Annotated in this window: 21 protein-coding genes, 1 tRNA gene and 1 pseudogene; 12 read left to right on the forward strand and 11 right to left on the reverse strand. The window is 71.8% G+C overall.

Annotated features, from left to right (window positions below):
* The first annotated feature begins 5 nt into the window (after positions 1 to 5).
* From eboE to ACIA8N_RS11625, 5 genes are all read left to right on the forward strand, one after another.
* Positions 6 to 1,244 carry a metabolite traffic protein EboE gene (eboE, locus tag ACIA8N_RS11605; protein ID WP_365780123.1) on the forward strand — a complete coding sequence of 413 codons (1,239 nt, stop codon included), beginning with the start codon at positions 6 to 8 and terminating at the stop codon, positions 1,242 to 1,244.
* Positions 1,241 to 2,638 carry a nucleotide pyrophosphatase/phosphodiesterase family protein gene (locus tag ACIA8N_RS11610; RefSeq protein ID WP_365780124.1) on the forward strand — a complete coding sequence of 466 codons (1,398 nt, stop codon included), beginning with the start codon at positions 1,241 to 1,243 and terminating at the stop codon, positions 2,636 to 2,638. The genes eboE and ACIA8N_RS11610 overlap by 4 nt, the downstream gene beginning before the upstream one ends.
* Positions 2,639 to 2,739: 101 nt before the next feature.
* Positions 2,740 to 3,816 carry a sugar phosphate isomerase/epimerase gene (locus ACIA8N_RS11615; protein ID WP_365780125.1) on the forward strand — a complete coding sequence of 359 codons (1,077 nt, stop codon included), beginning with the start codon at positions 2,740 to 2,742 and terminating at the stop codon, positions 3,814 to 3,816.
* 249 nt (positions 3,817 to 4,065) lie between these two features.
* Positions 4,066 to 4,153, forward strand: a tRNA-Leu gene (locus tag ACIA8N_RS11620).
* 102 nt (positions 4,154 to 4,255) lie between these two features.
* On the forward strand, positions 4,256 to 4,618 hold the full coding sequence (locus tag ACIA8N_RS11625; protein WP_365784365.1) for a zinc ribbon domain-containing protein YjdM: 363 nt from the start codon (positions 4,256 to 4,258) through the stop codon (positions 4,616 to 4,618).
* Positions 4,619 to 4,709: 91 nt separating this feature from the next.
* Here ACIA8N_RS11625 and ACIA8N_RS11630 read toward each other — a convergent pair whose 3' ends face one another.
* From ACIA8N_RS11630 to ACIA8N_RS11640, 3 genes are read right to left on the reverse strand one after another with little or no spacing between them, the layout of a single operon-like run.
* Entirely contained in the window at positions 4,710 to 5,420 is a 711-nt protein-coding gene (locus ACIA8N_RS11630) for a methyltransferase domain-containing protein (protein ID WP_365784367.1), read from the reverse strand.
* Positions 5,421 to 5,454: 34 nt separating this feature from the next.
* A complete protein-coding gene (locus tag ACIA8N_RS11635) occupies positions 5,455 to 5,949 on the reverse strand; it encodes a hypothetical protein (protein ID WP_365784369.1) in 495 nt (164 codons plus the stop codon).
* Positions 5,943 to 6,380 (reverse strand): ATP-binding protein, encoded by a 438-nt coding sequence (locus tag ACIA8N_RS11640; RefSeq protein WP_365784371.1) that lies wholly within the window; start codon positions 6,378 to 6,380, stop codon positions 5,943 to 5,945. The genes ACIA8N_RS11635 and ACIA8N_RS11640 overlap by 7 nt, the downstream gene beginning before the upstream one ends.
* Before the next feature lie 272 nt (positions 6,381 to 6,652).
* Between ACIA8N_RS11640 and ACIA8N_RS11645 the strand changes: the two genes are divergently transcribed.
* From ACIA8N_RS11645 to ACIA8N_RS11655, 3 genes are all read left to right on the forward strand, one after another.
* Positions 6,653 to 7,528 carry a helix-turn-helix transcriptional regulator gene (locus ACIA8N_RS11645; protein ID WP_365784373.1) on the forward strand — a complete coding sequence of 292 codons (876 nt, stop codon included), beginning with the start codon at positions 6,653 to 6,655 and terminating at the stop codon, positions 7,526 to 7,528.
* On the forward strand, positions 7,529 to 7,765 hold the full coding sequence (locus tag ACIA8N_RS11650) for a DUF397 domain-containing protein (protein WP_015037566.1): 237 nt from the start codon (positions 7,529 to 7,531) through the stop codon (positions 7,763 to 7,765).
* A gap of 73 nt (positions 7,766 to 7,838) precedes the next feature.
* On the forward strand, positions 7,839 to 8,657 hold the full coding sequence (locus tag ACIA8N_RS11655; protein ID WP_365784375.1) for an SAM-dependent methyltransferase: 819 nt from the start codon (positions 7,839 to 7,841) through the stop codon (positions 8,655 to 8,657).
* Between the two features lie 157 nt (positions 8,658 to 8,814).
* Here the strand turns inward: ACIA8N_RS11655 and ACIA8N_RS11660 are convergent, their stop codons facing one another.
* Complete coding sequence (locus ACIA8N_RS11660; protein WP_365784377.1) at positions 8,815 to 10,701, reverse strand: M64 family metallopeptidase; 1,887 nt, start codon at positions 10,699 to 10,701, stop codon at positions 8,815 to 8,817.
* Positions 10,702 to 10,770: 69 nt separating this feature from the next.
* On the reverse strand, positions 10,771 to 12,114 hold the full coding sequence (locus ACIA8N_RS11665) for a 6-phospho-beta-glucosidase (protein WP_365784379.1): 1,344 nt from the start codon (positions 12,112 to 12,114) through the stop codon (positions 10,771 to 10,773).
* A 113-nt stretch (positions 12,115 to 12,227) separates the two neighbouring features.
* Here ACIA8N_RS11665 and ACIA8N_RS11670 point away from each other — a divergent pair, with 113 nt between their 5' ends.
* Positions 12,228 to 12,671 carry a YchJ family metal-binding protein gene (locus ACIA8N_RS11670; RefSeq protein ID WP_365784381.1) on the forward strand — a complete coding sequence of 148 codons (444 nt, stop codon included), beginning with the start codon at positions 12,228 to 12,230 and terminating at the stop codon, positions 12,669 to 12,671.
* A 39-nt stretch (positions 12,672 to 12,710) separates the two neighbouring features.
* On the opposite strand, the gene ACIA8N_RS11675 is transcribed toward ACIA8N_RS11670, so the two are convergent.
* The 3 genes from ACIA8N_RS11675 to ACIA8N_RS11685 all read right to left on the reverse strand — a co-directional run bounded on the left by ACIA8N_RS11675 (position 12,711) and on the right by ACIA8N_RS11685 (position 16,627).
* Positions 12,711 to 14,804, reverse strand: a complete 2,094-nt coding sequence (locus tag ACIA8N_RS11675) for an MDR family MFS transporter (protein WP_365784383.1) — start codon at positions 14,802 to 14,804, stop codon at positions 12,711 to 12,713.
* A 138-nt stretch (positions 14,805 to 14,942) separates the two neighbouring features.
* The gene (locus ACIA8N_RS11680; RefSeq protein WP_037631047.1) at positions 14,943 to 15,194 is read right to left on the reverse strand and encodes a hypothetical protein; all 252 of its coding nucleotides are present in this window, start codon (positions 15,192 to 15,194) and stop codon (positions 14,943 to 14,945) included.
* A 374-nt stretch (positions 15,195 to 15,568) separates the two neighbouring features.
* Positions 15,569 to 16,627, reverse strand: coding sequence for an ATP-dependent DNA ligase (locus tag ACIA8N_RS11685; protein WP_365784385.1), 1,059 nt, complete (start codon positions 16,625 to 16,627; stop codon positions 15,569 to 15,571).
* Positions 16,628 to 16,679: 52 nt separating this feature from the next.
* Here ACIA8N_RS11685 and ligD point away from each other — a divergent pair, with 52 nt between their 5' ends.
* Complete coding sequence (ligD, locus tag ACIA8N_RS11690; protein WP_365784387.1) at positions 16,680 to 17,705, forward strand: non-homologous end-joining DNA ligase; 1,026 nt, start codon at positions 16,680 to 16,682, stop codon at positions 17,703 to 17,705.
* Between the two features lie 22 nt (positions 17,706 to 17,727).
* Here the strand turns inward: ligD and ACIA8N_RS11695 are convergent.
* Positions 17,728 to 18,299, reverse strand: a pseudogene (locus ACIA8N_RS11695) (hypothetical protein).
* A gap of 123 nt (positions 18,300 to 18,422) precedes the next feature.
* Here ACIA8N_RS11695 and ACIA8N_RS11700 point away from each other — a divergent pair.
* Positions 18,423 to 19,295 carry an alpha/beta hydrolase gene (locus tag ACIA8N_RS11700; RefSeq protein ID WP_365784389.1) on the forward strand — a complete coding sequence of 291 codons (873 nt, stop codon included), beginning with the start codon at positions 18,423 to 18,425 and terminating at the stop codon, positions 19,293 to 19,295.
* Positions 19,296 to 19,371: 76 nt separating this feature from the next.
* On the opposite strand, the gene ACIA8N_RS11705 is transcribed toward ACIA8N_RS11700, so the two are convergent.
* Both ACIA8N_RS11705 and ACIA8N_RS11710 read right to left on the reverse strand, forming a co-directional pair.
* Positions 19,372 to 20,046 carry a TetR/AcrR family transcriptional regulator gene (locus ACIA8N_RS11705; RefSeq protein ID WP_365784391.1) on the reverse strand — a complete coding sequence of 225 codons (675 nt, stop codon included), beginning with the start codon at positions 20,044 to 20,046 and terminating at the stop codon, positions 19,372 to 19,374.
* Positions 20,047 to 20,108: 62 nt separating this feature from the next.
* Positions 20,109 to 20,900 (reverse strand): IclR family transcriptional regulator, encoded by a 792-nt coding sequence (locus ACIA8N_RS11710; RefSeq protein WP_365784393.1) that lies wholly within the window; start codon positions 20,898 to 20,900, stop codon positions 20,109 to 20,111.
* A 263-nt stretch (positions 20,901 to 21,163) separates the two neighbouring features.
* Here ACIA8N_RS11710 and ACIA8N_RS11715 point away from each other — a divergent pair, with 263 nt between their 5' ends.
* Positions 21,164 to 21,457: a WhiB family transcriptional regulator gene (locus ACIA8N_RS11715; protein ID WP_365784520.1), complete on the forward strand. Its 294-nt coding sequence runs from the start codon at positions 21,164 to 21,166 to the stop codon at positions 21,455 to 21,457.
* Positions 21,458 to 21,482 lie beyond the last annotated feature (25 nt).

Genomic DNA, 21,482 nt, shown 5'->3' on the forward strand with positions numbered 1-21,482 from the left:
CCGCCATGCGCTTCCGCCACCCCGACGGATCCACCGTCCACCTCTCCTACTGCACCAACGTGCACCCGGCCGAGACCCTCGACGGCGTCCTCGCCCAGCTCCGCGACCACTGCGAGCCGGTCCGCCGCCGCCTCGGGCGGGACCGCCTCGGCATCGGACTCTGGCTCGCCCGGGACGCCGCCCGCACCCTGACCACCGACGCGGCCTCGCTGCGCGCCCTTCGCGCCGAACTCGACCGTCGCGGCCTCGAAGTGGTCACTCTGAACGGCTTCCCGTACGAGGGCTTCGGCGCCGACGAGGTCAAGTACCGCGTCTACCAGCCGGACTGGACGCACCCGGAACGCCTCGCCCACACCACCGACCTGGCCAGGATCCTGGCCGCGCTGCTCCCCGAGGACGTCACCGAGGGGTCTGTGTCCACCCTGCCGCTCGCCTGGCGCACCCCGTTCGACGCCCGGGCCGCCGCCCTCGCCCGTGCCGCCCTGACCACCCTCTCCGGGCGCCTCGACGCCCTGGAGGACCTCACGGGAAAGAGCGTCCGGATCGGGCTGGAACCGGAGCCCGGCTGCGTCGTCGAGACCGTCGCCGACGCCGTCACGGCGCTCGACCCCCTTCCCGGCCCCCGGATCGGGGTCTGCCTCGACACCTGTCATCTCGCGACTTCCTTCGAGGACCCGCGCACCGCGCTGGACGCCCTCGCCGCCGGCGGTATCCCGGTGCCCAAGGCGCAGCTCTCCGCCGCGCTCCACGCCGAGCACCCCCACCTCCCCGACGTGAGGGCGGCGCTCGCGGCGTTCGCCGAGCCCCGCTTCCTCCACCAGACCCGCACCAGGACAGCCGCCGGCCTCCGCGGCACCGACGACCTGCCCCAGGCCCTCGGCACCGCCGCCCGCGCAACGGCCCCCGGCCTTCCCGAAGCCCTCGCCGCCGCCGGCGGCGGTCACGACGTCGGCCCTGGTCTGCCCGACGGGACTCCGTGGCGCGCCCACTTCCACGTACCCCTGCACGCTCCCCCCGCTCCTCCGCTCACGTCCACACTCCCCGTCCTCCGGGACGCCGTCGCCCTCCTCGTCGGCGGTGCGTGTCCGCGCACCCACCATCTGGAGGTCGAGACGTACACCTGGCAGGCCCTTCCGCCCGACCGGCGTCCTCGCACCCGGGCCCGGCTCGCGGACGGCATCGCCGCCGAACTGATCCTGGCCCGTGACCTGCTGACCGACCTCGGCCTCAAGGAACTGCCATGAGCGACCCCGCACCCGCATCCGCGCCCAACCCCCTCCTGGTCCTCGACGTCGTCGGTCTCACCCCGCGGCTCCTGCCGCACATGCCCCATCTGGCCGCCCTCGCCCGCGACGGCTCCCACGCGCCGCTGTCCACCGTCCTGCCCGCCGTCACCTGCACCGCCCAGACCACCTTCCTCACCGGCACCCTCCCCGCCGAGCACGGCATCGTCGGCAACGGCTGGTACTTCCGGGACCTCGGCGACGTCCTGCTGTGGCGCCAGCACAACGGCCTGGTTTCCGGCGACCGCCTCTGGGACGCCGCCCGCCGCACCCACCCCGGCTACACCGTCGCCAACATCTGCTGGTGGTACGCCATGGGCGCCGACACCGACGTCACCGTCACACCCCGCCCCGTCTACTACGCCGACGGACGCAAGGAACCCGACTGCTACACACGGCCGCCCGCGCTGCACGACGAACTCACCGAGAAGTTCGGCACCTTCCCCCTCTTCCACTTCTGGGGCCCCGGAGCCGACCTCGTCTCCAGCCGCTGGATCGTCGACGCCACCCGTCACATCCTCCGCACCCGCCGTCCCGACCTCGCCCTCTGCTACGTCCCGCACCTCGACTACGACCTGCAGCGCCACGGCCCCGACGACCCGCGGTCCTTCCGTGCCGCCGCGGCGCTCGACACCGTCCTCGCCCCGCTGCTCGCCGAAGCCCGCGCCGAGGGCCGCACGGTCGTCGTGCTGTCCGAGTACGGCATCACCCGGGTCGAGCGGCCCGTCGACATCAACCGCGCTCTTCGCCGGGCCGGGCTCCTGGAGGTCCACACCCAGGACGGCATGGAGTACCTGGACCCCATGACCTCGCGGGCCTTCGCCGTGGCCGATCACCAGATCGCCCACGTCTACGTGAGGCGCCCCACGGACCTGCCGGCCGTCCGGGAGGCCCTCGCGGACCTGCCCGGTCTGGAACGGCTCCTCGACGACGAGGGCAAGAAGGAACACGGCCTCGACCATCCGCGCGCGGGGGAGCTGGTCGCCCTCGCCGAGCCCGACGCCTGGTTCACGTACTACTACTGGCTCGACGACGCGCGCGCCCCCGACTTCGCGCAGCTCGTCGAGATCCACCGCAAGCCCGGCTACGACCCGGCCGAGCTCCTCATGGACCCGCTCGACCCCTACGTACGGCTGAAGGCGGCCAGGGAGGTCGCCCGCAAGAAGCTGGGTATGCGGTACCGGCTCGCGGTCGTTCCCCTCGACCCCTCACCTCTTCGCGGCAGCCATGGCCGCCTTCCCACGAGCGATGACGAAGGTCCGCTCATCCTGTGCTCCACCCCCCGCGCCCTGGACGGCCGCGTCGCGGCCACCGATGTGAAGAACCTGCTGCTCAGGCTGGCCGGAGTCGCGTGAGAGCCCGACTCGATTCCGTCCTGATCCCCCCAGCTGGATCCAGCTGAACCAGCTGAATCCAGTGAAGCAGGCCCCGACGACAGTCAAGGAGTTATCCACAGATGAGTCGCGTCCGCCGTACCGAAGCCGCCACCGATCCCGAACTCGTCCACAGGCTCAGCAGGCGGAACATGCTGGGCGTCGCCGCCGGCGCGACCGCCGCCGCCCTCCTGGGAGCGGCGGCCACCCCGGCCGCCGCCACGGCGGGGGCCTCCGCCGGCACGAGCCCCGAGACGCGGGGCAACGGGCACGGCCGTCCCGTGCTGCCGCCCGGTCGTCTGGGCATCCAGCTCTACTCGCTGCGCGACAAGGTCGCCACCCTCGGCTTCGCCGCCGTCTTCGCCGAACTGCAGAAGTACGGCTACGACGAGGTCGAGTACGCCGGCTACGGCCAGGGGGCCGCGGGCCCCCTCAGCCTCGCCGAGCTCAGGAGCCTCACCCGCGACCACGGGCTGCGCGGCATCGGCAGCCACGTCGGTTACTACTCCGCCGACCCCAAGGCGTACACCTTCGCCCAGAACCTCGACCGCGTCCTCGACGACGCCGCGGCCCTGGGCCTTCCCCACATCGGCACCGCCTCCGGGCCCTGGCGCTACGGCTCCACCGTCGACGGGTGGAAGCGCTGCGCCGAGGAGTTCAACCGGTTCGGCGCCGCGGCGAGGGAGCGCGGCATGAAGTTCTACCAGCACAACCACTCGGAGGAGTTCTCCTTCGCGACCGACCGGCCCGACGTGCGGCTCTACGACGTTCTGCTCGCGGAGACCGATCCCGACCTGGTGCACCTGGAGATGGACGTCTTCTGGGCGTACGTCGGGCAGCACCGCTACTCCACGCGTCCTGACGGCACACCCGCCCCGTTCGACCCCCTCGACTACGTCCTCGCCCAGCCCCACCGGTTCCCGCTCTTCCACGTGAAGGACGGCGACCGCGACGACTCCGTCGTTCCCTACGGGTACCGCATGACCGACGTGGGGGACGGCGACATCGACTACCGGCGCTTCATCTCGGCGGTCAATCGCACGCACCACGGCAGGAACGCCCACCACTGGCAGACCGAGCGCGACAACCCGGTCGACTCCCTGAGCTTCGCCCAGAGGTCCAGCGCCCACCTCCACTCGCTGCGCGAGAAGGGGCACTGAGCCGGCGGCGGCCCCGTCTCCCCACGCCGAGGGGAACGGGGCCGCCGCCCTCCGCTGTACACGGTGCGCACACGGTCCGTACACGTAAGCGGACCCCCTGTATGCCGCTTGTCGACACGCACCCGATCGAGGGAGTCAGAAGGCGGGCGGCACCCCACTGACCACGGGAAACGCTGGTGAAAGGCACCTCTAACCCCTGGTAGAGTTACATCTGTCGCCGCGAGGGAAACCACGAAGCGACAGCACCTTGTCCGGGTGGCGGAATGGCAGACGCGCTAGCTTGAGGTGCTAGTGCCCTTTATCGGGCGTGGGGGTTCAAGTCCCCCCTCGGACACCAGCGAGAATGCCGGTCGATCTTCGGATCGACCGGCATTCTGCGTTGTCCACAGGGCTTCTGCGGGCCGGGGCGGCAGGGTGGCAGAGCGCCTATCCTGGGGAGGTGATCGAGAACCTTCCTGCCTGTCCCCAGTGCTCGAGCGAGTACACCTACGAGATGAACAATCTGGTGGTGTGCCCCGAGTGCGGCCACGAGTGGGTGCCGGCCGCCGACAGCGGCACGAGCGCGGGCGACGAGGCCGGGGAGCGCGTGATCAAGGACGCCGTCGGCAACGTCCTCAGCGACGGCGACACGGTGACCGTCGTCAAGGCCCTCAAGGTCAAGGGCAACCCCTCCGGGATCAAGGCGGGCACCAAGGTGCGCAACATCCGCCTGGTCGACGGCGTCGACGGCCACGACATCGACTGCAGGATCGACGGCTTCGGCGCCATGCAGCTCAAGTCCAGCGTGGTCAAGAAGGCCTGAACCCGTGCGACGGTGGTGATCGCTGCCGGCGCGCGAGCGGCGGAGGCGAGTCATGGCCGAAGGACCCACTCCCGGCCCGTAGCCGGGCGGCCTACTTCTTCCGCGCCAGCACCAGCCTGCAGTTCGGGCTTCCGTCGTCCCTGCGGCCCAGGGTCTCGACCGGGGTGAGGGAGACGTCGAAGCCGGTGTCCTCCAGGCGGCGGCGTACGTCCGCGAGGCGGAAGGTGCGGTAGTACATGACGAAGGGCGGGCGCCAGACCGCGTTGCGGACGCGCATCGCGGCGTCGAAGCCCCAGAGCATCCAGTAGAGGCGGGAGCCGACGCGGGGTGGGGCGCCCACGGGGAAGGCGAAGGTGCCGCCGGGGCGTAGGGAGGCGTGGACCTGGGCGAAGAGGGTGCGCTGGGCGTCCGGCAGGAAGTGGCCGAAGGCTCCGAAGCTGACCGCCAGGTCGAAGACCGGGCCGAAGGGCAGGGCCAGGGCGTCGGCGCGGACCAGGTCGGCGGTGGGGTGGGCGTCGCGGGCCCGGGTCAGCATCCCCGTACTGAAGTCGACCCCGGCGATCCGGCCCGCGCAGACCGCGCGGAGGACGCCGAGGCCGGCCCCGGTGCCGCAGCAGACGTCGAGTCCCGAGTCGAAGGGGCCGAGGGGCTCCAGGGTGCGGGTGACCGCGGTGAGGAGCCGGTCGGAGGTGCGGAAGGGGGTCGCGTCGAAGCTGCTCGCGAGCAGGTCGTAGCCGTGTTCCACGGAGGAGAGGGCCTGGACGGTCAGCTCGCGGAGGCTGGGACCCTGCGGGGTGAACATGCTGCCGACCCTATGCCGTGACGGCCCGTGGGCGTCAGAGCGCGCTGCCCACCGGTGGTGCCGTCCAGGACGGCGCGGTTCCCGTCAGCTGGCAGGCCAGCAGGTACAGGGGGATCGGCGGGGTGTAGGGGGAGGAGCCGTCGGGGTGGTGGATCAGGCGGGGGGCGCGGTCCGGGATCTCGGCGCCGGGTGCGTAGCAGGCGGGCAGCGGCCAGACGACGTCGAGGTCGGAGCCGGCCGGGACCAGCCACCACCACCAGTCGGAGTCGGCGTAGACGCAGCCCTTGGCGGGGAGCCGGGAGAGGATCTTGAAGCCGAAGCGGGCGGGGACTCCGACGGCGTCGCAGCCGAGTCCGGTGTGGAGTCCGACGGGGACGGGGAGGCGGGTGGCGCCCAGTTCCCGGGGGCCCGTGGCGCCGCGGGTGCCTGCGAGGAGTTCCGGGGCGCGGCGGGGCTCCGGCACGCGGCCGGAGGTCCTGCGGGTGCCCGGGAGCAGCGGGATCATGAGGGTGGCGATCGACCTCAGCACGGTTCCCCCATGCCGTGGGCCAGTTCCGCCCAGACGACCTGGGCGGAGCCGAGTCCGGTGCGGTCGGCGCCCCAGGCGGTGCAGAGGGCGTCGACGATGAGGAGTCCGCGGCCGCGTTCGTCCTCGCCGCAGTCGCGTATCCGGGGTCCGGCCGGGCCGCCTTCGTCGCGGACCGCTATGCGGAGTGTCTCCTCGCCCTCGCGGAGTTCGCAGATCACCCGGCCGCTGGCGGTGTGCACGACGGCGTTGGTGACGAGCTCGGAGACGACCAGGGCCACCGTGTCGCGTATGTCGGGGCCGCAGCCCCAGAGGATGAGCCGTTCCTCCGCGAGTCTGCGGGCCCGTGCGACCGAGGCGGTGAGGGCCGGGAGCTCGAAGGCGAAGCGGCGGACGGTGTCCGTATCGGTCTGCGGCTGTGGGCGCTGGGCCATGACCCGTTGGGCTCGAGGGCTCATGAGACCTGAAGGCTGCGCGTTACCAGAAGCCACGACCGGTTCCTCACAACAGTGGGCAGGACTGCCGTACGGCGCTGTCGCCGTGGCTCGGTGGCGCACGGCGGCAGCGTGTACTGGTTCACCGGAACACTGTCCTCCTGAGTCGGACACTTGGCAAGTGGCACTCTGGAAATTGCAGAGTGCTGTGTTCTCTCTGGCCGGGCTTCGTGGCACACTCAGTCAAAACAGTGCGTCGGGGAGGTCTGAGAGTGAGCGAGCCGCGGTCCGCCCCCACGGTGGGACAGGTCGTTCTCGGCAGGCGCCTGCAGGATCTGCGGGAGCGGGCCGGCCTGAAGCGGGAAGAGGCCGCGAAGATCCTCCGCGTGGCCCCGGCCACCGTCCGGCGGATGGAGACCGCCGAAGTCGCACTGAAGATCCCGTACGTACAGCTCCTGTTGAAGGAGTACGGGGTCACGGACTCCGAGGCGGAGGCGTTCATCGCCCTCACCGAGGAGGCCAACCTCCCCGGCTGGTGGCAGCGGTTCCACGACGTGCTGCCCGGCTGGTTCTCCATGTACGTGAGCCTGGAGGGGGCCGCCAGCCTCATCCGGGAGTACGAGCCCCAGTTCGTCCCCGGTCTGCTCCAGACCGAGGGATACGCCCGCGCCATTCTGCGCAGCGGGGCGGTCGGTGGCGGCAGTGATGCCGAGAAGGACGAGGAGACCGAACGGCATGTAGCCCTGCGGATGGAGCGCCAGTCCCTGCTGACCAGGGAGGGCGCCCCGAAGTTGTGGGTGATCATGGACGAGACGGTGTTCCGCCGACCGGTCGGTGACGGGCCCGAAGTGATGCGCGACCAGCTCGACCGGCTGCTGGAAGCGGCCGAGCTGCCGAACGTCACCCTGCAGATCGCGGAGTTCGCGTCCGGCCACCATCCCGGCACCTACGGACCGTTCGTCCTCTTCCGCTTCGCCATGCCGGAACTTCCGGACATGGTGTTCAGCGAGTACCTGACCGGCGCCGTCTATCTCGACGCGCGCCCCGAGGTGGCATCCCACCTCGAGGTCATGGACCGCATGGCGGCTCAGGCCGCGACTGCACAACGCACGAAGGAGATTCTCCGGGATCTCCGCAAGGAGCTGTGAATGGATCGCATATACAACGGCATGCCCGCCGCTGAGCTCGGTGCCGAAGGCTGGCACAAGCCGTGGAGCGGCGGGAACGGGGGCAACTGCGTGGAGGCCATGAAGCTGGCCGACGGCAGGGTCGCCGTGCGACAGTCCGCAGACCCTGAAGGACCCGCGCTCATCTACACCCACGGGGAGATCGCCGCTTTCATCCAGGGGGCCAAATCCGGTCAGGCAGATTTTCTGCTCACCTGACCCTTCCGTCTCACCCCGCACGTCACGTAACTCTTGCTGTAGCGCAGCCCGTTCATCCCGACCAGGAGAGCCGATGACCCAGGACCCCGCAGCCCCGCGGAGTGAGATACGCATCGACACCAGCACGCCGCACCCGGCGCGCATGTACGACTGGTTCCTGGGCGGCAAGGACAACTATCCGGTCGACGAGGCGATGGCCCGCCAGCTGTTGACCGTCGACGCCCGGGGCCGGGACATGGCCCGCGTCAACCGGGCCTTCATGCACCGCGCCATCCGCTGGCTCAGCGCCCACGGCGTCCGCCAGTACCTGGACGTCGGTACGGGCATCCCGACCGAGCCCAACCTGCACCAGATCGCGCAGGAGGCCGCGCCGGAGTCCCGCATCGTCTACTGCGACAACGACCCGATCGTGCTCGCGCACGCGGCCGCCCTGCTGCGCTCGACCCCGGAAGGGGCCACCGAGTACATCCAGGCGGACGCCCGCGACCCCGAGATCATCCTCGAAAGGGCCGGAAAGGTCCTTGACTTCGACCAGCCCATCGCGCTGTCGATGCTCGCCCTGCTGCACTTCGTCGGGGACGAGGACGGCGCGTACGAACTGGTCGCCAAGATCGTCGAGAAGCTCGCGCCGGGCAGCTACCTCGTCCTCTCGCACGTCACCGGGGACTTCGACCCCGAGGGCGCGGCGAAGGCGGCCGCGATGTACAAGGCGCGCGGGCTGACCCTGCGGCCCCGCTCGCGGGACGAACTGGCCGCGTTCTTCGACGGTATGGAGTTCGTCGAGCCCGGGGTCTCGCTCACCGCCGAGTGGCACCCGGAGCTGGGCGAGCCCGTTCCGGTCCAGGGCGACGACCCGATCCCGGGCTGGGCCGGGGTCGCCCGCAAGCCCTGACCCGCCCCGGATCCCCGTACGTGAGGAGGCCCGCCGACCCGTCGGCGGGCCTCCTCACGTACCACGACAGGCTCTAGCCTCCTCACGTTCCACGACAGGCTCTAGCCTCCTCACGTTCCACGGCAGGCTCTAGCCTCCTCACGTTCCACGACAGGCTCTACGGCTCCACCAGCGTCACCAGGAAGCCCCGCGCCGGGCCGATGTTGCCGGCCGCGTCGATCGTGCGGTACTCGATCCGGTGCGTGCCGTAGTCGGGGGTCGCGTCGTCCCACGGCACCGCCCGGCTCCGGCCCAGCTTCCCGTACACGAGGTCGTCGATCACCGTGCCGCCCGGCGTGAAGCGGAACGGCGCCTCCGCGTCCGTCGGCCAGCCGTAGTACGTGTACCAGCCGTCGCCGTCCACCCGGAACTGGCTCACCACCGCGCCCTCCTGGTCGTCCCGCGCGGTCAGCCGCATCGTGAACGGGCCGTCGTAGACGTACTCCACGGGCTGTCCGGGGCGCCGTACCGTGCGCAGCGGTTCCGACAGTTCGTACGCGGCCGTGGCCGGCCGGGCGTCGACCGTCCAGCTCAACTCCTCGACGGAGCCGCCGAGGTGGGCCGTCAGCGTGTGGGTGCCCGGGGTGATCCGCAGGGAACGGAGGTCGAGGTCACGGTCGTTGGGTCCGGTGGACACGGGACGGCCGTCGAGGCGCCACCGTACGTCCGGCGTGCGGTCCACCGGATGCGTGGTGTCCGCGTGGACGACGGTCCTGGCGCCGACGGGCGCACCGAGGGGCGTGTGACCGGTGAAGGCCGCCCGGGTGTCGTCCCGGGCGGTGGTGAGGGAGGGGTCGACCGTCCAGCTGACGGTCCTGGTGAGGGCGGCGGAGGCCCGGACGGCGGGATCGCGGACGAAGGGCGTCGGGTCGGTGACCGTCGCCGTGAGGCTGTGCGGGCCGGGGGAGAGCCGCAGCCTGCGAAGGTCGACCGTGCGGGCGCCGTCCGTGGGCAGGGTCCGGCCGTCGAGGCGCCAGGTCACGGTGAGCGCGCCGCCCACCGGGTGCAGGGTGTCCACCCACACCGTCCGGTCGGCCCCGAGGGGCGCCGTGTTCGGCGTGTGGTCCTGGACGAGGTTCACCTTCGCGGAGATGGCGCGGACCATGACCTCGCGCTCCACCTGGTCGAAGGAGTAGCCGAGGGTCTTCATGAGCGAGTGCCGGCTCGGCCGCCAGACGCCCGCGGTGCTGTACAGGCCGCCCTCGTGACGGCCTATGACCCCGCCCGACTCGCTCTCCTCGCCCAGCCAGCGCCACCACTTGGTCCGCTGCTCCAGCATCTGACGCTCGGTGAGAAGGGTGTGGTGGACGGAGGAGGGCTCGGGGCCCGAGTAGGCGCCGCCCGGCACCCCGCGCGCGTAGTAGTCGTACTCGTCCTGCAGACCGCCGAGGGAATGGCCTATCTCGTGCGGGGTGATGAGCGAGGAGAGCGCGTTGCCGCCGGACGCGGTGGCGTATCCGCCGCCCGCGCCGCCGTAGGTGGAGCTGTGGGCGAGGGCGACCACCTGCCGGTTGGCGCGGCTCGTGCCGGGGACGAGGTCGGCGAGCGCGGCGGCCTTGCGGCTGTCGACGGTGAGCAGCCGCTGCACGCTGTCCGGGTTGCAGCCGCCCCAGAAGCCCATGTCGAGCGCGGTGTCGCGGGCGGGGGCGTCCAGACCGGGGTCGCAGTCCACGCCCGACTCCGCCGAAGGCGTCTCTATGGCCCATACGTTGATGTACGAACGGTACGAGGCGAAGGGCTCGATGCTCCACAGCGTGTTCAGGTGCCGTTCGAGGTCCGCGCGGAACGCCGGCATCTCCGCCGCCGTGTAACCGTCACCCATGAAGACCAGGTTGAACCGCCGGTCGGTGGGCCCGGTGGTCTGGACGGGGACGACGATGGGACCGTCACCGGGCGTCGGTGTCTCCGCCGCCGCCGGCGCGGTACCCACCAGGCCGGCGGCCAGCAGGCAGGCGGTGACGAGGCGGCCCACCTCTCGTCGAACACCCTTGTTCTGTGAGGTCATGGGGCGCGAGCCTAGGCCGCGCCCCCGGTCCCGTAAAGATGTTCGTCAGCCGTACAGGAGGCCGTCGGCTCAGGGGCGTAGGTACGCCAGACCCGGGTGCTCCGCCGTGTAGCCGTCGACGAGCCGGCGGGCCACCGCCACGGAGTCGACCAGCGGATGCAGCGCGAAGGCCTTCACGGCCGTCGTCCGCGAGCCGCTCTCCGCCGCCGCGAGGACCTCCCGTTCCACCGACTTCACCGCCGTCACCAGGCCGACCGCGTGGTACGGCAGCGGGGACACAGACAGCGGATGGGCGCCGTTCGCGTCCACGAGACAGGGCACCTCGATCACCGCGTCGGCGTCGAGCGCGGCGAGTGTCGTGCCGTTGCGCACGTTCAGGACGAGGGTCGCCCGCTCGTCCCGCGCGATGGCCCGCATGAGGGCGAGCGCCACCTTCTCGTAGCCGCCCGACTCCAGGTCCTCCTCGTCACGCTCCCCGATCCCGGCGGCCTCCCGGTTGGCCGCCATGTAGGTGGCCTCCCGGTCGGCGAGCGTGCGGTGCCAGGCGTCCAGGGCGGGGGTGTCCGGCTTCGCCATCTCGGCGTAGAAGCCCGCCTGCTGATCGCGGAGGTAGGCGCCGCGCGTCCGCTCCGCGGTCCGGTAGGCGTGCACCGCCTCCCGGTTGAAGTAGTAGTAGTGCAGGTACTCGTTGGGGATCGCGCCGAGGGAGCGCAGCCACTCGGAGCCGAAGAGCCTGCCCTCCTCGAAGGAGCCGAGCGCCTCGTCGTCCGCGAGCAGTCGCGGCAGCTCGTCACGGCCGCCGATCCGCAACCCCCGCAGCCAGCCGAGGTGGTTGAGGCCCACGTAGTCGATCCAGGCCTCGTCCGGGTCGGCGCCCAGGACGCGGGCGACCCGGCGGCCGAGCCCGACGGGGGAGTCGCAGATGCCGACGACCCGGTCGCCGAGGATCCGGGACATCGCCTCCGTGACCAGGCCCGCCGGGTTGGTGAAGTTGATGACCCAGGCGTCCGGTGCGAGTTCGGCGATGCGGCGGGCGATGCGCACCGCGACGGGAACGGTCCGCAGCCCGTACGCGATGCCGCCCGCGCCCACCGTCTCCTGTCCGAGCACGCCCTCGGCGAGCGCGATCCGTTCGTCGGCCGCCCTGCCCTCCAGGCCGCCGACCCGGATCGCGGAGAACACGAAGTCCGCCCCGCGCAGCGCCTCGTCGAGGTCCGTCGTCGCCGTCACCCCGGGCGCGTCCGGCACTCCCTCGCCCTGCTCGGCGAGGACCCTGGCGATGGCCGAGACCCGCCCCTCGTCGAGGTCGTACAGCGTGACGTGGGTGACCCGTCCCTCGGCGTGGTCGCCGAGGAGCGCCCCGTACACCAGCGGCACCCGGAACCCGCCGCCTCCGAGAATCGTCAGTTTCATGCTCGTACGCTACTCGGAGGGACCCTCTGAGCAGCGGGATTCCCGACCGGCGTCCACCGGGGCGTCCACATGCCGGGCGCCGTCGCGCGTTCCCCGTGGGGGACAATGGCGGCATGTCCCGACGCAAGACCCGCCCCCGTACGACCGCCGCCGCGGCCCCGGCCGTGACCGCGACCTCGCCCTGCCCCTGCGGCCTCGACGCCCCGTACGGCGCGTGCTGCGGCCGGTTCCACGCGGGCACGGGCGGTACGGCGCCCACGGCCGAGCTGCTCATGCGCTCCCGCTACAGCGCCTTCGTCGTCCGCGACGAGGCCTACCTGCTGTGCACCTGGGCGCCGGCGACGCGTCCCGACGGGGTCGACTTCGATCCGGGCATCCGCTGGACCGGCCTGGACATCGTGGAGACCACCGAGGGCACGGCCTTCCACCAGCGCGGCACCGTCACCTTCACGGCGCGTTACGTTCACGCCGGCGAGCCCGGCGAGCAGAGCGAGCGGAGCCGCTTCGCCCGCCACGAGGGGGCCTGGGTGTACGTGGACGGGGACGTGGCGCAGTAACGCGGTGCGGGGCGGTCGTCGAGCGCTGACACCGCCCGCTCAGCGGACCCCCGCCGGGACCGTCTGCCGGCCGGCCGGGAAGCCGCCCGCGAGGTCCTCGGCGACGATCTTCTTCGCGATGGCGTCCGTCGCCACCCGCAGTGCGGGGCCGCTGGGCCTGCCGCCCTCCTGTTCGATCCGGTCGGCGAGCCACGCGCCCCACGCGTGGGTGATGAGGTCGGCCTCGCGTTTGCCGGCGGGCGTGTGGGAGAGCAGGTTGCCGTCCCGGGTCAGGAACCCCTCGTCGACCATCCGGTCGAAGGCCGGAAGCAGTACCTCGGGCGGGATGCGCCGACCCGCCGAGATCAGGCCGAGGCTCGCGTGTCCGACCGCCCGGGTGAAGAGTTCGACCTGCATCACCGCCCAGGCGCCGGCGGTGTCGAGCCGGGTGTCGGACGTGGCGATGATCCGCCGGACGGTGTCGAGGTCGGTGCGGTGCAGGATCCGTCCGACGGCCAGTTCGAGGAGCTTCGCCGAGTCGCCCGCGGTGGTGGGGGAGCCGAAGCCCTCTCCCATGTCGGGGGCGGCAGCGCGCGCCGAGTCGCGGAGCTTCACCTGCTTGAGGAAGAGCGCGACGACGAAGCCGATGGCGGCGACCGGCACGGTCCAGAGGAAGACGGTGTGGAGGGTGTCGGCGTAGGCGTTGACGATCGGCTCCGCGACGGCGTCCGGCAGTCCGTGCACTCCGGCCGGGCTCTGCGCGGCCTCCGCGAGTCCGGCCGGGTCCACGCCGAGGCTGCCGGCGACTACCGCGGCCTCGTCGACCCCGGCGGTCAGGTTGGGGGTGAGGGAGTTGACGTAGATCGTGCCGAAGACGGCGGTGCCGAAGGAGCTGCCGAGGGTGCGGAAGAAGGTGACGCCGGAGGTGGCGGTGCCGAGGTCGGTGTAGTCGACGGTGTTCTGCACGGCGATGGTGAGGACCTGCATGCACAGCCCGATGCCGATGCCGAGCACGAACATGTAGAGCGACGAGAGCCAGGTGCTGGTCTCCGGCCCCATCAGCGACAGCAGGTAGAGACCGAGCCCCATGACCAGGCAGCCGACGATCGGGAAGATCCGGTATTGGCCCGTCTTGCTGACCACGTTGCCGCTGAAGACGGAGGCGATGAGCAGGCCGACGACCATGGGGAGGGTGCGGATGCCGGAGACGGTGGCCGAGTCCCCGTCGACGTACTGGAGGTAGGTCGGCAGGAAGGTCATCGCGCCGAGCATGGCGAAGCCGACGACGAAGCTCAGCACGGAGCAGACGGTGAAGACGGGGTTCCCGAACAGCCGCATGGGCAGCATGGGTTCAGCGGCCCGCGTCTCCACCCAGCAGAACAGGGCGAGGGAGAGCAGACCGCCGGCGAAGAGGCCGATGATGACCCCGGAAGTCCAGGCGTACTCGTTGCCGCCCCAACTCGTGGCCAGGATCAGGGCGCTGGCACCGGCGGCGACGAGCGCGATGCCCGTGTAGTCGATGACGGGTCGGCTCGCCGAACGCACGGAGGGGATCGTGCGGGCGGCGGCGATGACGACGAGGATCGCGATGGGGACGTTGACGTAGAAGGCCCAGCGCCAGCTGGCATGGTCGGTGAACAGGCCGCCGAGCAGCGGGCCGATGACGGTGGAGACGCCGAAAACGGCCCCGATCGCGCCCTGGTACTTGCCCCGTTCGCGCAGCGGGATCACGTCGGCGATCAGCGCCATCGAGGTGACCATCAGGCCGCCGGCGCCGATGCCCTGGAGGCCGCGCCAGACGATCAGCAGCGTCATGTTGGTGGCCAGTCCGCAGAGGAACGAGCCGGTGATGAAGATGACGGCCGAGATCTGGAAGATGACCTTGCGGCCGAAGAGGTCGCCGAACTTGCCGACGAGGACGGTCGCGACGGTCTCGGCGAGCAGGTAGGCGGTGACCACCCACGACATGTGGGCGGCGCCGCCGAGGTCCGAGACGATCGTGGGCAGGGCGGTGCCGACGATCGTCTGGTCGAGGGCGGCGAGGAGGACGCCCAGCATGATCGTGCCGAAGACGATGTTGCGTCGGCGGCGGTCGAGCACGGGCGGCTCGGTGGCGGCCGGGGGCGCGGGCGCTGCGTCGCTGATCGTGGTCACTCTGGCAGCGTCACACCGGCCCCGCGCGGCTGCATGCGGGGGACGGCCGAACGGGCGGGCCGGTCGGGGGTGACGTATGGCGGGCCGGTCAGGGGTGCGACGTACACCGGCCGTCACGCAGGAACGGGAAACGGGTCGTCAGGGGGTGACGGGCAGCTTCGGGTGGTGCTTGGCGAGGACCTTGTTGGCGCGGGCGAGCGCGGCGAGGGCGTGCTCGCGGTCCGCCCGGTCCTCGGCGCACAGCGGTCCCCGGAACCGGTAGACCTCGCGCGCCGCGCAGTCCGCGTCGACCTCGGCCTGGAGGACGTGCAGCGGCAGGCAGGAACCGATCAGCGCGGCCACACGGTCGGGAATCGGGACGGGAACGAGGCGCGAGGGCGAGGTGATCACGGTTCAGTCCTAGCGGGTCGGGGAAGGGTACGGAAGGGTCTGCTCTCCATACGTACCGGATCGTCGTACTGGTTCCGGCACGGCGATGTCCCGACGGAGCAACGACGCGGGGGCGCCGCGGCGCGGCGCACGGGCACCACGGCGGGGGAGCGGGTGAGGACCCCGGACGGTCGCGGGTGCGTTCTCGCAGGTGCGAGGGCGGATGGCCGTCAGGGGATTGCGCACCGTCCCTGCGTATCGCTCGCGCGTGCGGTGAACGCATGCTCGATGCGGGGCTGTTGGGCGCGCGTCGACCCCTGTGGAATGTGAAGCATCTCACTCCCCGGACCGGTGTCTTCCGGCATGCCCCGTGCCAGACCGAGGCGAAGGGTGGTCTAGGCCAGGACCTCTGACAGGTCGTAGGAGACGGGCTCGTCGAGCTGTCCGTACCCGCAGGACTCCGGCGTCCGGTCGGGACGCCACCGCTTGAACTGCGCCGTGTGCCGGAAGCGGTCGCCCTCCATGTGGTCGTACCCGACCTCGCAGACCCGCTCGGGTCGCAGGGCCACCCACGACAGGTCCTTCTTCCCCGACCAGCGGCTCGGCGCGCCCGGCAGTCGTGCTCCCTCGTGCGCGGCCTCCTCCGCCCACGCGGCCCAGGGGTGCCCGTCGGGCGGATCCATCCGGAGCGGCTCCAGCTCCTCGACCAGCTCGGCGCGCCGCTGTGCGGTGAAGGCCGCGCAGACGCCGACGTGCTGGAGGACGCCCCTGTCATCGTGCAGGCCGAGCAGCAGCGAACCGACCACGGGGCCGCTCTTGTGGAAGCGGTAGCCGGCCACCACCACATCGGCCGTCCGCTCGTGCTTGATCTTGTACATGAGGCGGGCGTCCGGCCGGTACGGCAGGTCGAGGGGCTTGGCGATCACCCCGTCGAGGCCCGCGCCCTCGTACTGCTCGAACCAGCGGGCGGCCAGCCCGGCGTCCCGGGTCGCCGGTGCCAGATGGACCGGCGCGTCGACGTCGGCGAGCATCCGCTCCAGCGCCTCCCGGCGTTCGCCGAGGGGGGTGTCGAGCAGCGAGGCGTCGCCGAGGGCGAGCAGGTCGAAGGCGATGAACAGGGCCGGGGTGGTCTCGGCCAGCATGCGGACCCGGGAGTCCGCAGGATGGATCCGCTCGCTGAGCCGGTCGAAGTCGAGCCGCCCGTCGTGCGCGATGACGATCTCCCCGTCGACCACGCACCGCTCGGGCAACCGGGCCGCCAGCGCCTGGGCCAGCTCGGGGAAGTAGCGGGTGAGGGGCTTGCCGGTACGGCTGCCGATGACGAGCTCGGGCCCGTCCCGGTGCACGATCGCGCGGAAGCCGTCCCACTTGGCCTCGTACTGCATCCCGGGCGGGATCCGTTTCACGGACTTGGCGAGCATCGGTTTCACGGGCGGCATCACCGGAAGATCCATGAGCCGATTGTCCGGTATGCGGGAGTTGTCGGCGAGCCCTAGGCTGACCGGCATGGCAGGCAAGGCGGCAGCGGTGGAACTGGAAGTCGGCGACCGGACCGTACGCGTGTCCAATCCGGACAAGGTGTACTTCCCCGAACCGGGCTACACCAAGCTCGACATGGTCAGCTACTACCTCGCCGTCGGCGACGGCATCACCCGCGCCCTGCGCGACCGCCCCACCACCCTGGAGCGCTATCCGGACGGGGTGACCGGCGAGTCCTTCTTCCAGAAGCGTGCCCCCAAATACCTGCCCGACTGGATCCCGACCGCGCACATCACCTTCCCCAGCGGCCGGTCGGCCGACGAGATGTGCCCCACGGAACCGGCGGCCGTGCTCTGGGCGGCCAACCTCGGCGCCGTCACGTTCCACCCGTGGCCGGTACGGCGGGACGACACCGACCACCCCGACGAACTGCGCATCGACCTCGACCCGCAGCCCGGCACGGACTACGCCGACGCCGTCCGCGCCGCCCACGAGCTGCGCTCCGTGCTCGACGAGCACGGACTGCGGGGCTGGCCGAAGACCTCCGGCGGACGCGGGCTGCACGTCTTCGTGCCGATCCTGCCCCGCTGGACCTTCACGCAGGTCAGGCGTGCTGCCATCGCCTGTGGCCGGGAGCTGGAGCGGCGGATGCCGGAACGGGTCACCATCAAGTGGTGGAAGGAGGAGCGCGGCGAGCGGATCTTCGTCGACTACAACCAGACCGCCCGGGACCGCACGATCGCCTCCGCCTACTCCGTACGCCCGCACCCCCATGCCCCCGTCTCGGCGCCGCTGCGGTGGGAGGAGGTCGACGACGCCGTGCCGCAGGACTTCGACATCAAGAAGATGCCGGCCCGGTACGCCGAGGTCGGCGACGTCCACGCCGACATGGACGACGAGCGGTTCAGCCTGGAGTCCCTGCTCGAACTGGCCCGGCGGGACGAGGCGGAGCACGGCCTGGGGGACCTGCCCTATCCGCCGGAGTACCCGAAGATGCCGGGCGAGCCGAAGCGCGTCCAGCCGAGCCGGGCGAAGAAGGAGGAGACCGGCTGAACGGCAGTTCCGGCGGTCCCGTTCAGTCCTCGACGGGAAACCGGGGGCGGGTCCAGAGGGTGAGGTCGCCGCTGGTCGCGACCGCGAGGGTGAGGCCGGTCGGGGAGAAGCCCGCGGCGCGCAGTTCCGAGTGGTCGGAGTGGAAGACGTGCCACCAGGTTCCTCCCGCCGCTCCTCTGTTCGCTCCGCCGTCGGCGGAGAGGATGACGCGGTCGTGGGGCCAGTCGGGACTGACGACGTCGATCGTCCAGCCGTCCGGTGTGGTGGTGTGCAGGCCGCCGCCGAAGAGGCCGGCGATGCGGATCCCGGTGCCGGCGACGGGGCCGAGGCCGGGGCAGGTGAGGTCCGGGTGTGCGTCGGGGGTGCTGGTGGCGGGGTCCGGATCCCGGTCGCGTGCGATCTTCTCGCCGGTGACCGCGTCGAAGAGTCCGTGTCCGGCGCGTGTCCGGTGTCCGGATGGACCGCGAAGCCGATGCCGAGCAGGCCGCCGACGGGGGTCCCGCGGTCCAGGACCGGCCGCCAGGGCGCCGGGGCCGCCGCGACGGGGGCGGCGAGGTACTGAGCGCGCCGGCGCTGCTGGTACTCCGTGATCAAACCTGCCTCCTGGGTGCGTGACCGGGTCAGCCTAGGGGGCCGGGATGCCTTCTCCTCCCCCTGAAACAACACGAACGATCGTGCTAGCATTTTTGCACGCCAGGACGACCGAGGAGATCCGGCATGTACCCCATGGCTCCGCTCATCCGCACCGCCCTCAACGCCACCGCCCGCGTCGCCCCCGGACCCGCCGGGCGCTGGGCCTTCCACCTCTTCGTCCGCCCACTCGGCCGGGCGCGGGTCAGACCCGGGGAGCGGAAGCTCCTCGACGCGGCGCGCACCGGTCACCTGCGGATCCGGGGCAAGGACGTCGTCACCTACGCCTGGGGCGACGGCCGCCGGCCCGTACTGCTCGTCCACGGCTGGTCCTCGCGCGGCTCACGGCTCACCGCCTTCGCCGAGGCGCTCCTCGCCCGCGGCTACAGCCCGGTCGCCTTCGACGCCCCCGGCCACGGCGGCTCCTCGGGGCAGGCCAGTAACATCGTCGAGTACCGCGAGATCATCCGGGAGCTGCACGCCCGGCACGGTGACTTCGACGCGGTCGTCGCCCACTCCTTCGGCGTCCTCGCCGGCCTCTTCGCCCTCCGGGACGGCGTCCGTACCGCCCGCTTCGTCGGCCTCGGCGGAGTCGGCTCCTTCGAGCTGCTGCTCGCGGGCTTCCGGGAGGGTCTCGGCCTCGACGAGCGGGTCATCCGGTGCATGCGCGACCACGTGGAGCGGCGGATCGCTCCGGACGAACCCGGGATCTGGGACCGCTTCGGTGCCGACCGGGCCCCCGGCGAACTCGGCGCGCCCGTCTTGCTGTTCCACGACGAGGGCGACGACATGGTGCCGCCCGCCCAGTCGCGACTGCTCGCGCGGGCCCACGGGGACCGGGCCCGGCTCGTCGTCACCCGGGGGCTCGGCCACCGCCGCATCCTGTCGGATCCGGCGGTCGTGGCCGAGGCGGTGGAGTTCCTGACGGCTCCGGCGGAGGAACGAATGGCGACCGGGTGAGCGGAAACCTGCGAGCCGGCCCACGGGGTGTCCAGGGCCTGTCCGGCGGATCATGGCCGGGTCCGCCGGACACGACCTAGGAAGCGTCGTCGGCCAGGCCCGTCAGACCGCGGTCCGTGGCCGAGGCGCGCAGGCGGGAGACGACGCCCCGCTCGGCGCGGGCGTAGGGCGCGGTGTCGCCGAGCAGGACGGACTGCGCGTTCGCCGCCTCCATCAGTGCGATCACCTCGAACGCCAGCTGCTCCACGTCCAGGTCCTCGACGAAGTCCCCCACCGCCAGGGCCTCCGTCAGGGCCTGTTCCATGTAGGCGGTCCAGTCGAGGCGGGTCCGGGCGACGGCGTCGTGGACCGGCCCCGTACGGGCGTCGAACTCGGCCGAGACCGCGTAGAAGAAGCAGCCGCCCGCGAAGACCCGGTCCGAGGAGTACGTCAGCCAGTTCCGGCACAGTGCGCGCACCCGCCCGGCGCCCGGCGGTACGTCCTTGAGAGGGGTGACGACGCTCTCGGCGAAGACGGCAACGGCGGCCCTGATGGTGGCGAGCTGGAGCTCTTCCTTGGATCCGAAGAGGGCGAAGACGCCGCTCTTGCTCAGCTGCAGCTCGGTCGCGATCCGTCCCAGGGACAGACCTTCGAGCCCCTCGATCGAGGCGATGTCCATGGTCCGGCCGAGCACGAGGCGCCGGGTCTGGTTCCCGCGCTCGACGCGCCCGTCGGTCTTGGTCCCGGTGCCGCTTCCGGTGCTGCCGTTCATCCGCCCATGGTACTGACCGCACGACCGTACGGAAATCTTCGCCACCCGCCCTGGAGTCTTCGCTAACCGGCCTGGACCCCGGGCGCGCGCCGTTCCCCCGGGGCGAGCAGCAGCACTTCCAGGGCGAGGGCACAGGACCGCGCCTGCGCCAGGAACCAGTCGAGCCGCGCGTCGGTGATGAGCTCAGGGGCCGCGCGGACCGCGAGCGCGAACCGTGTGTGGCCGGCCCGCTCCAGGACCGGTACGGCCACGGTCCGCACCCCGACGCCCGGCTCTCCTTCGTCGAGCGCGTACCCCGCCTCCCGTACGCGCGCCAGCTCGGCGGGCGAAGTGGAGGGATCGGCGACGGCCCGCTCGGTCACCGCGTGCTGCGGCGGCGCGTGCGGGCCGCCGTCATCGGCGCGGGGCCACGCGAGCAGAACCATGCCGAGCGCGGTGGAGTGCAGGGGGCGGCGCAGTCCCACCTTCGGTGTCACCGGCCCACCTGCCACGACCACCGCGTGCGGTCCGCTGCGCAGCGCCAGCTCGGCGGTCGCTCCGGTCCGCTCGGCCAGATCGGACAGCTCCGGCGCGGCCAGGTGGAGCCCCCGCTGGTGGTACGCGAGCCGACCCAGCTCCGTCATCGCCGGACCGAGCCGGTAGCGGGCGGTCCGGGCGTCCTGCTCCAGGAAGCCCGCGCCGAACAGGGTCCGGGCGAGGCGGTGTGCCGTGGAAGCGGAGAGCCCGAGGCGCCGAGCGAGGTCGGAGGCGCTCAGATCGGGCCCGTTGTCGTGGAAACAGTGCAGTACGTCCAGAGCGCGGCGGACCGCCTGGGCGCCCGCCGGGGGTCGGACGATGCCGGCCTCGGTCGTCATGGGTTCGCTCCCCGTGGGTGATCGGGTTCCCACGTTCCCACGTGACGGGACCCGAATGAGCGGTCCCGTGAGGTCGGAAACAGTCCGTTCACAACCGGTCCCACGGGGTGGGAGGCGAAGGCGGGGGCGGGACCGGCAGCCGCACCGTGTGTCGGGTATCCGCCATTGATCGAACGTTGATGGCGCGTTTACGGCAGTGCGGCAGCGTGTCGGTCATGCAGATGGACATGCAGATGGACATGCGGACGGACATGCGGATGAACATGCAGAGGGATGCCGACGTGCTGACCGCCCCCGCCCCCGGCCTCGTTCCCCGCCTCGCCGCCGAGCTCGCTCCCGACCTCTCCTGGCGTGAGGACGCGCTGTGCGCCCAGGCGGGACCGGAGTTCTTCTTCCCGGCACCCGGGTCGTCGACGCGCGAGGCGAAGCAGCTCTGCGGGGCGTGCGAGGGGCGCGTGGCGTGCCTGGAGTACGCGCTGCGTCACGACGAGAGGTTCGGGGTGTGGGGCGGCCTCTCCGAGAAGGAGCGTGTGCGGCTCAAGCGGCAGAGCCGCTGAGCCGCCGGGTCCGCCCGCCCCCGGT

The organism is Streptomyces sp. NPDC051822, from assembly GCF_044452745.1.
GTDB lineage: Bacteria > Actinomycetota > Actinomycetes > Streptomycetales > Streptomycetaceae > Streptomyces.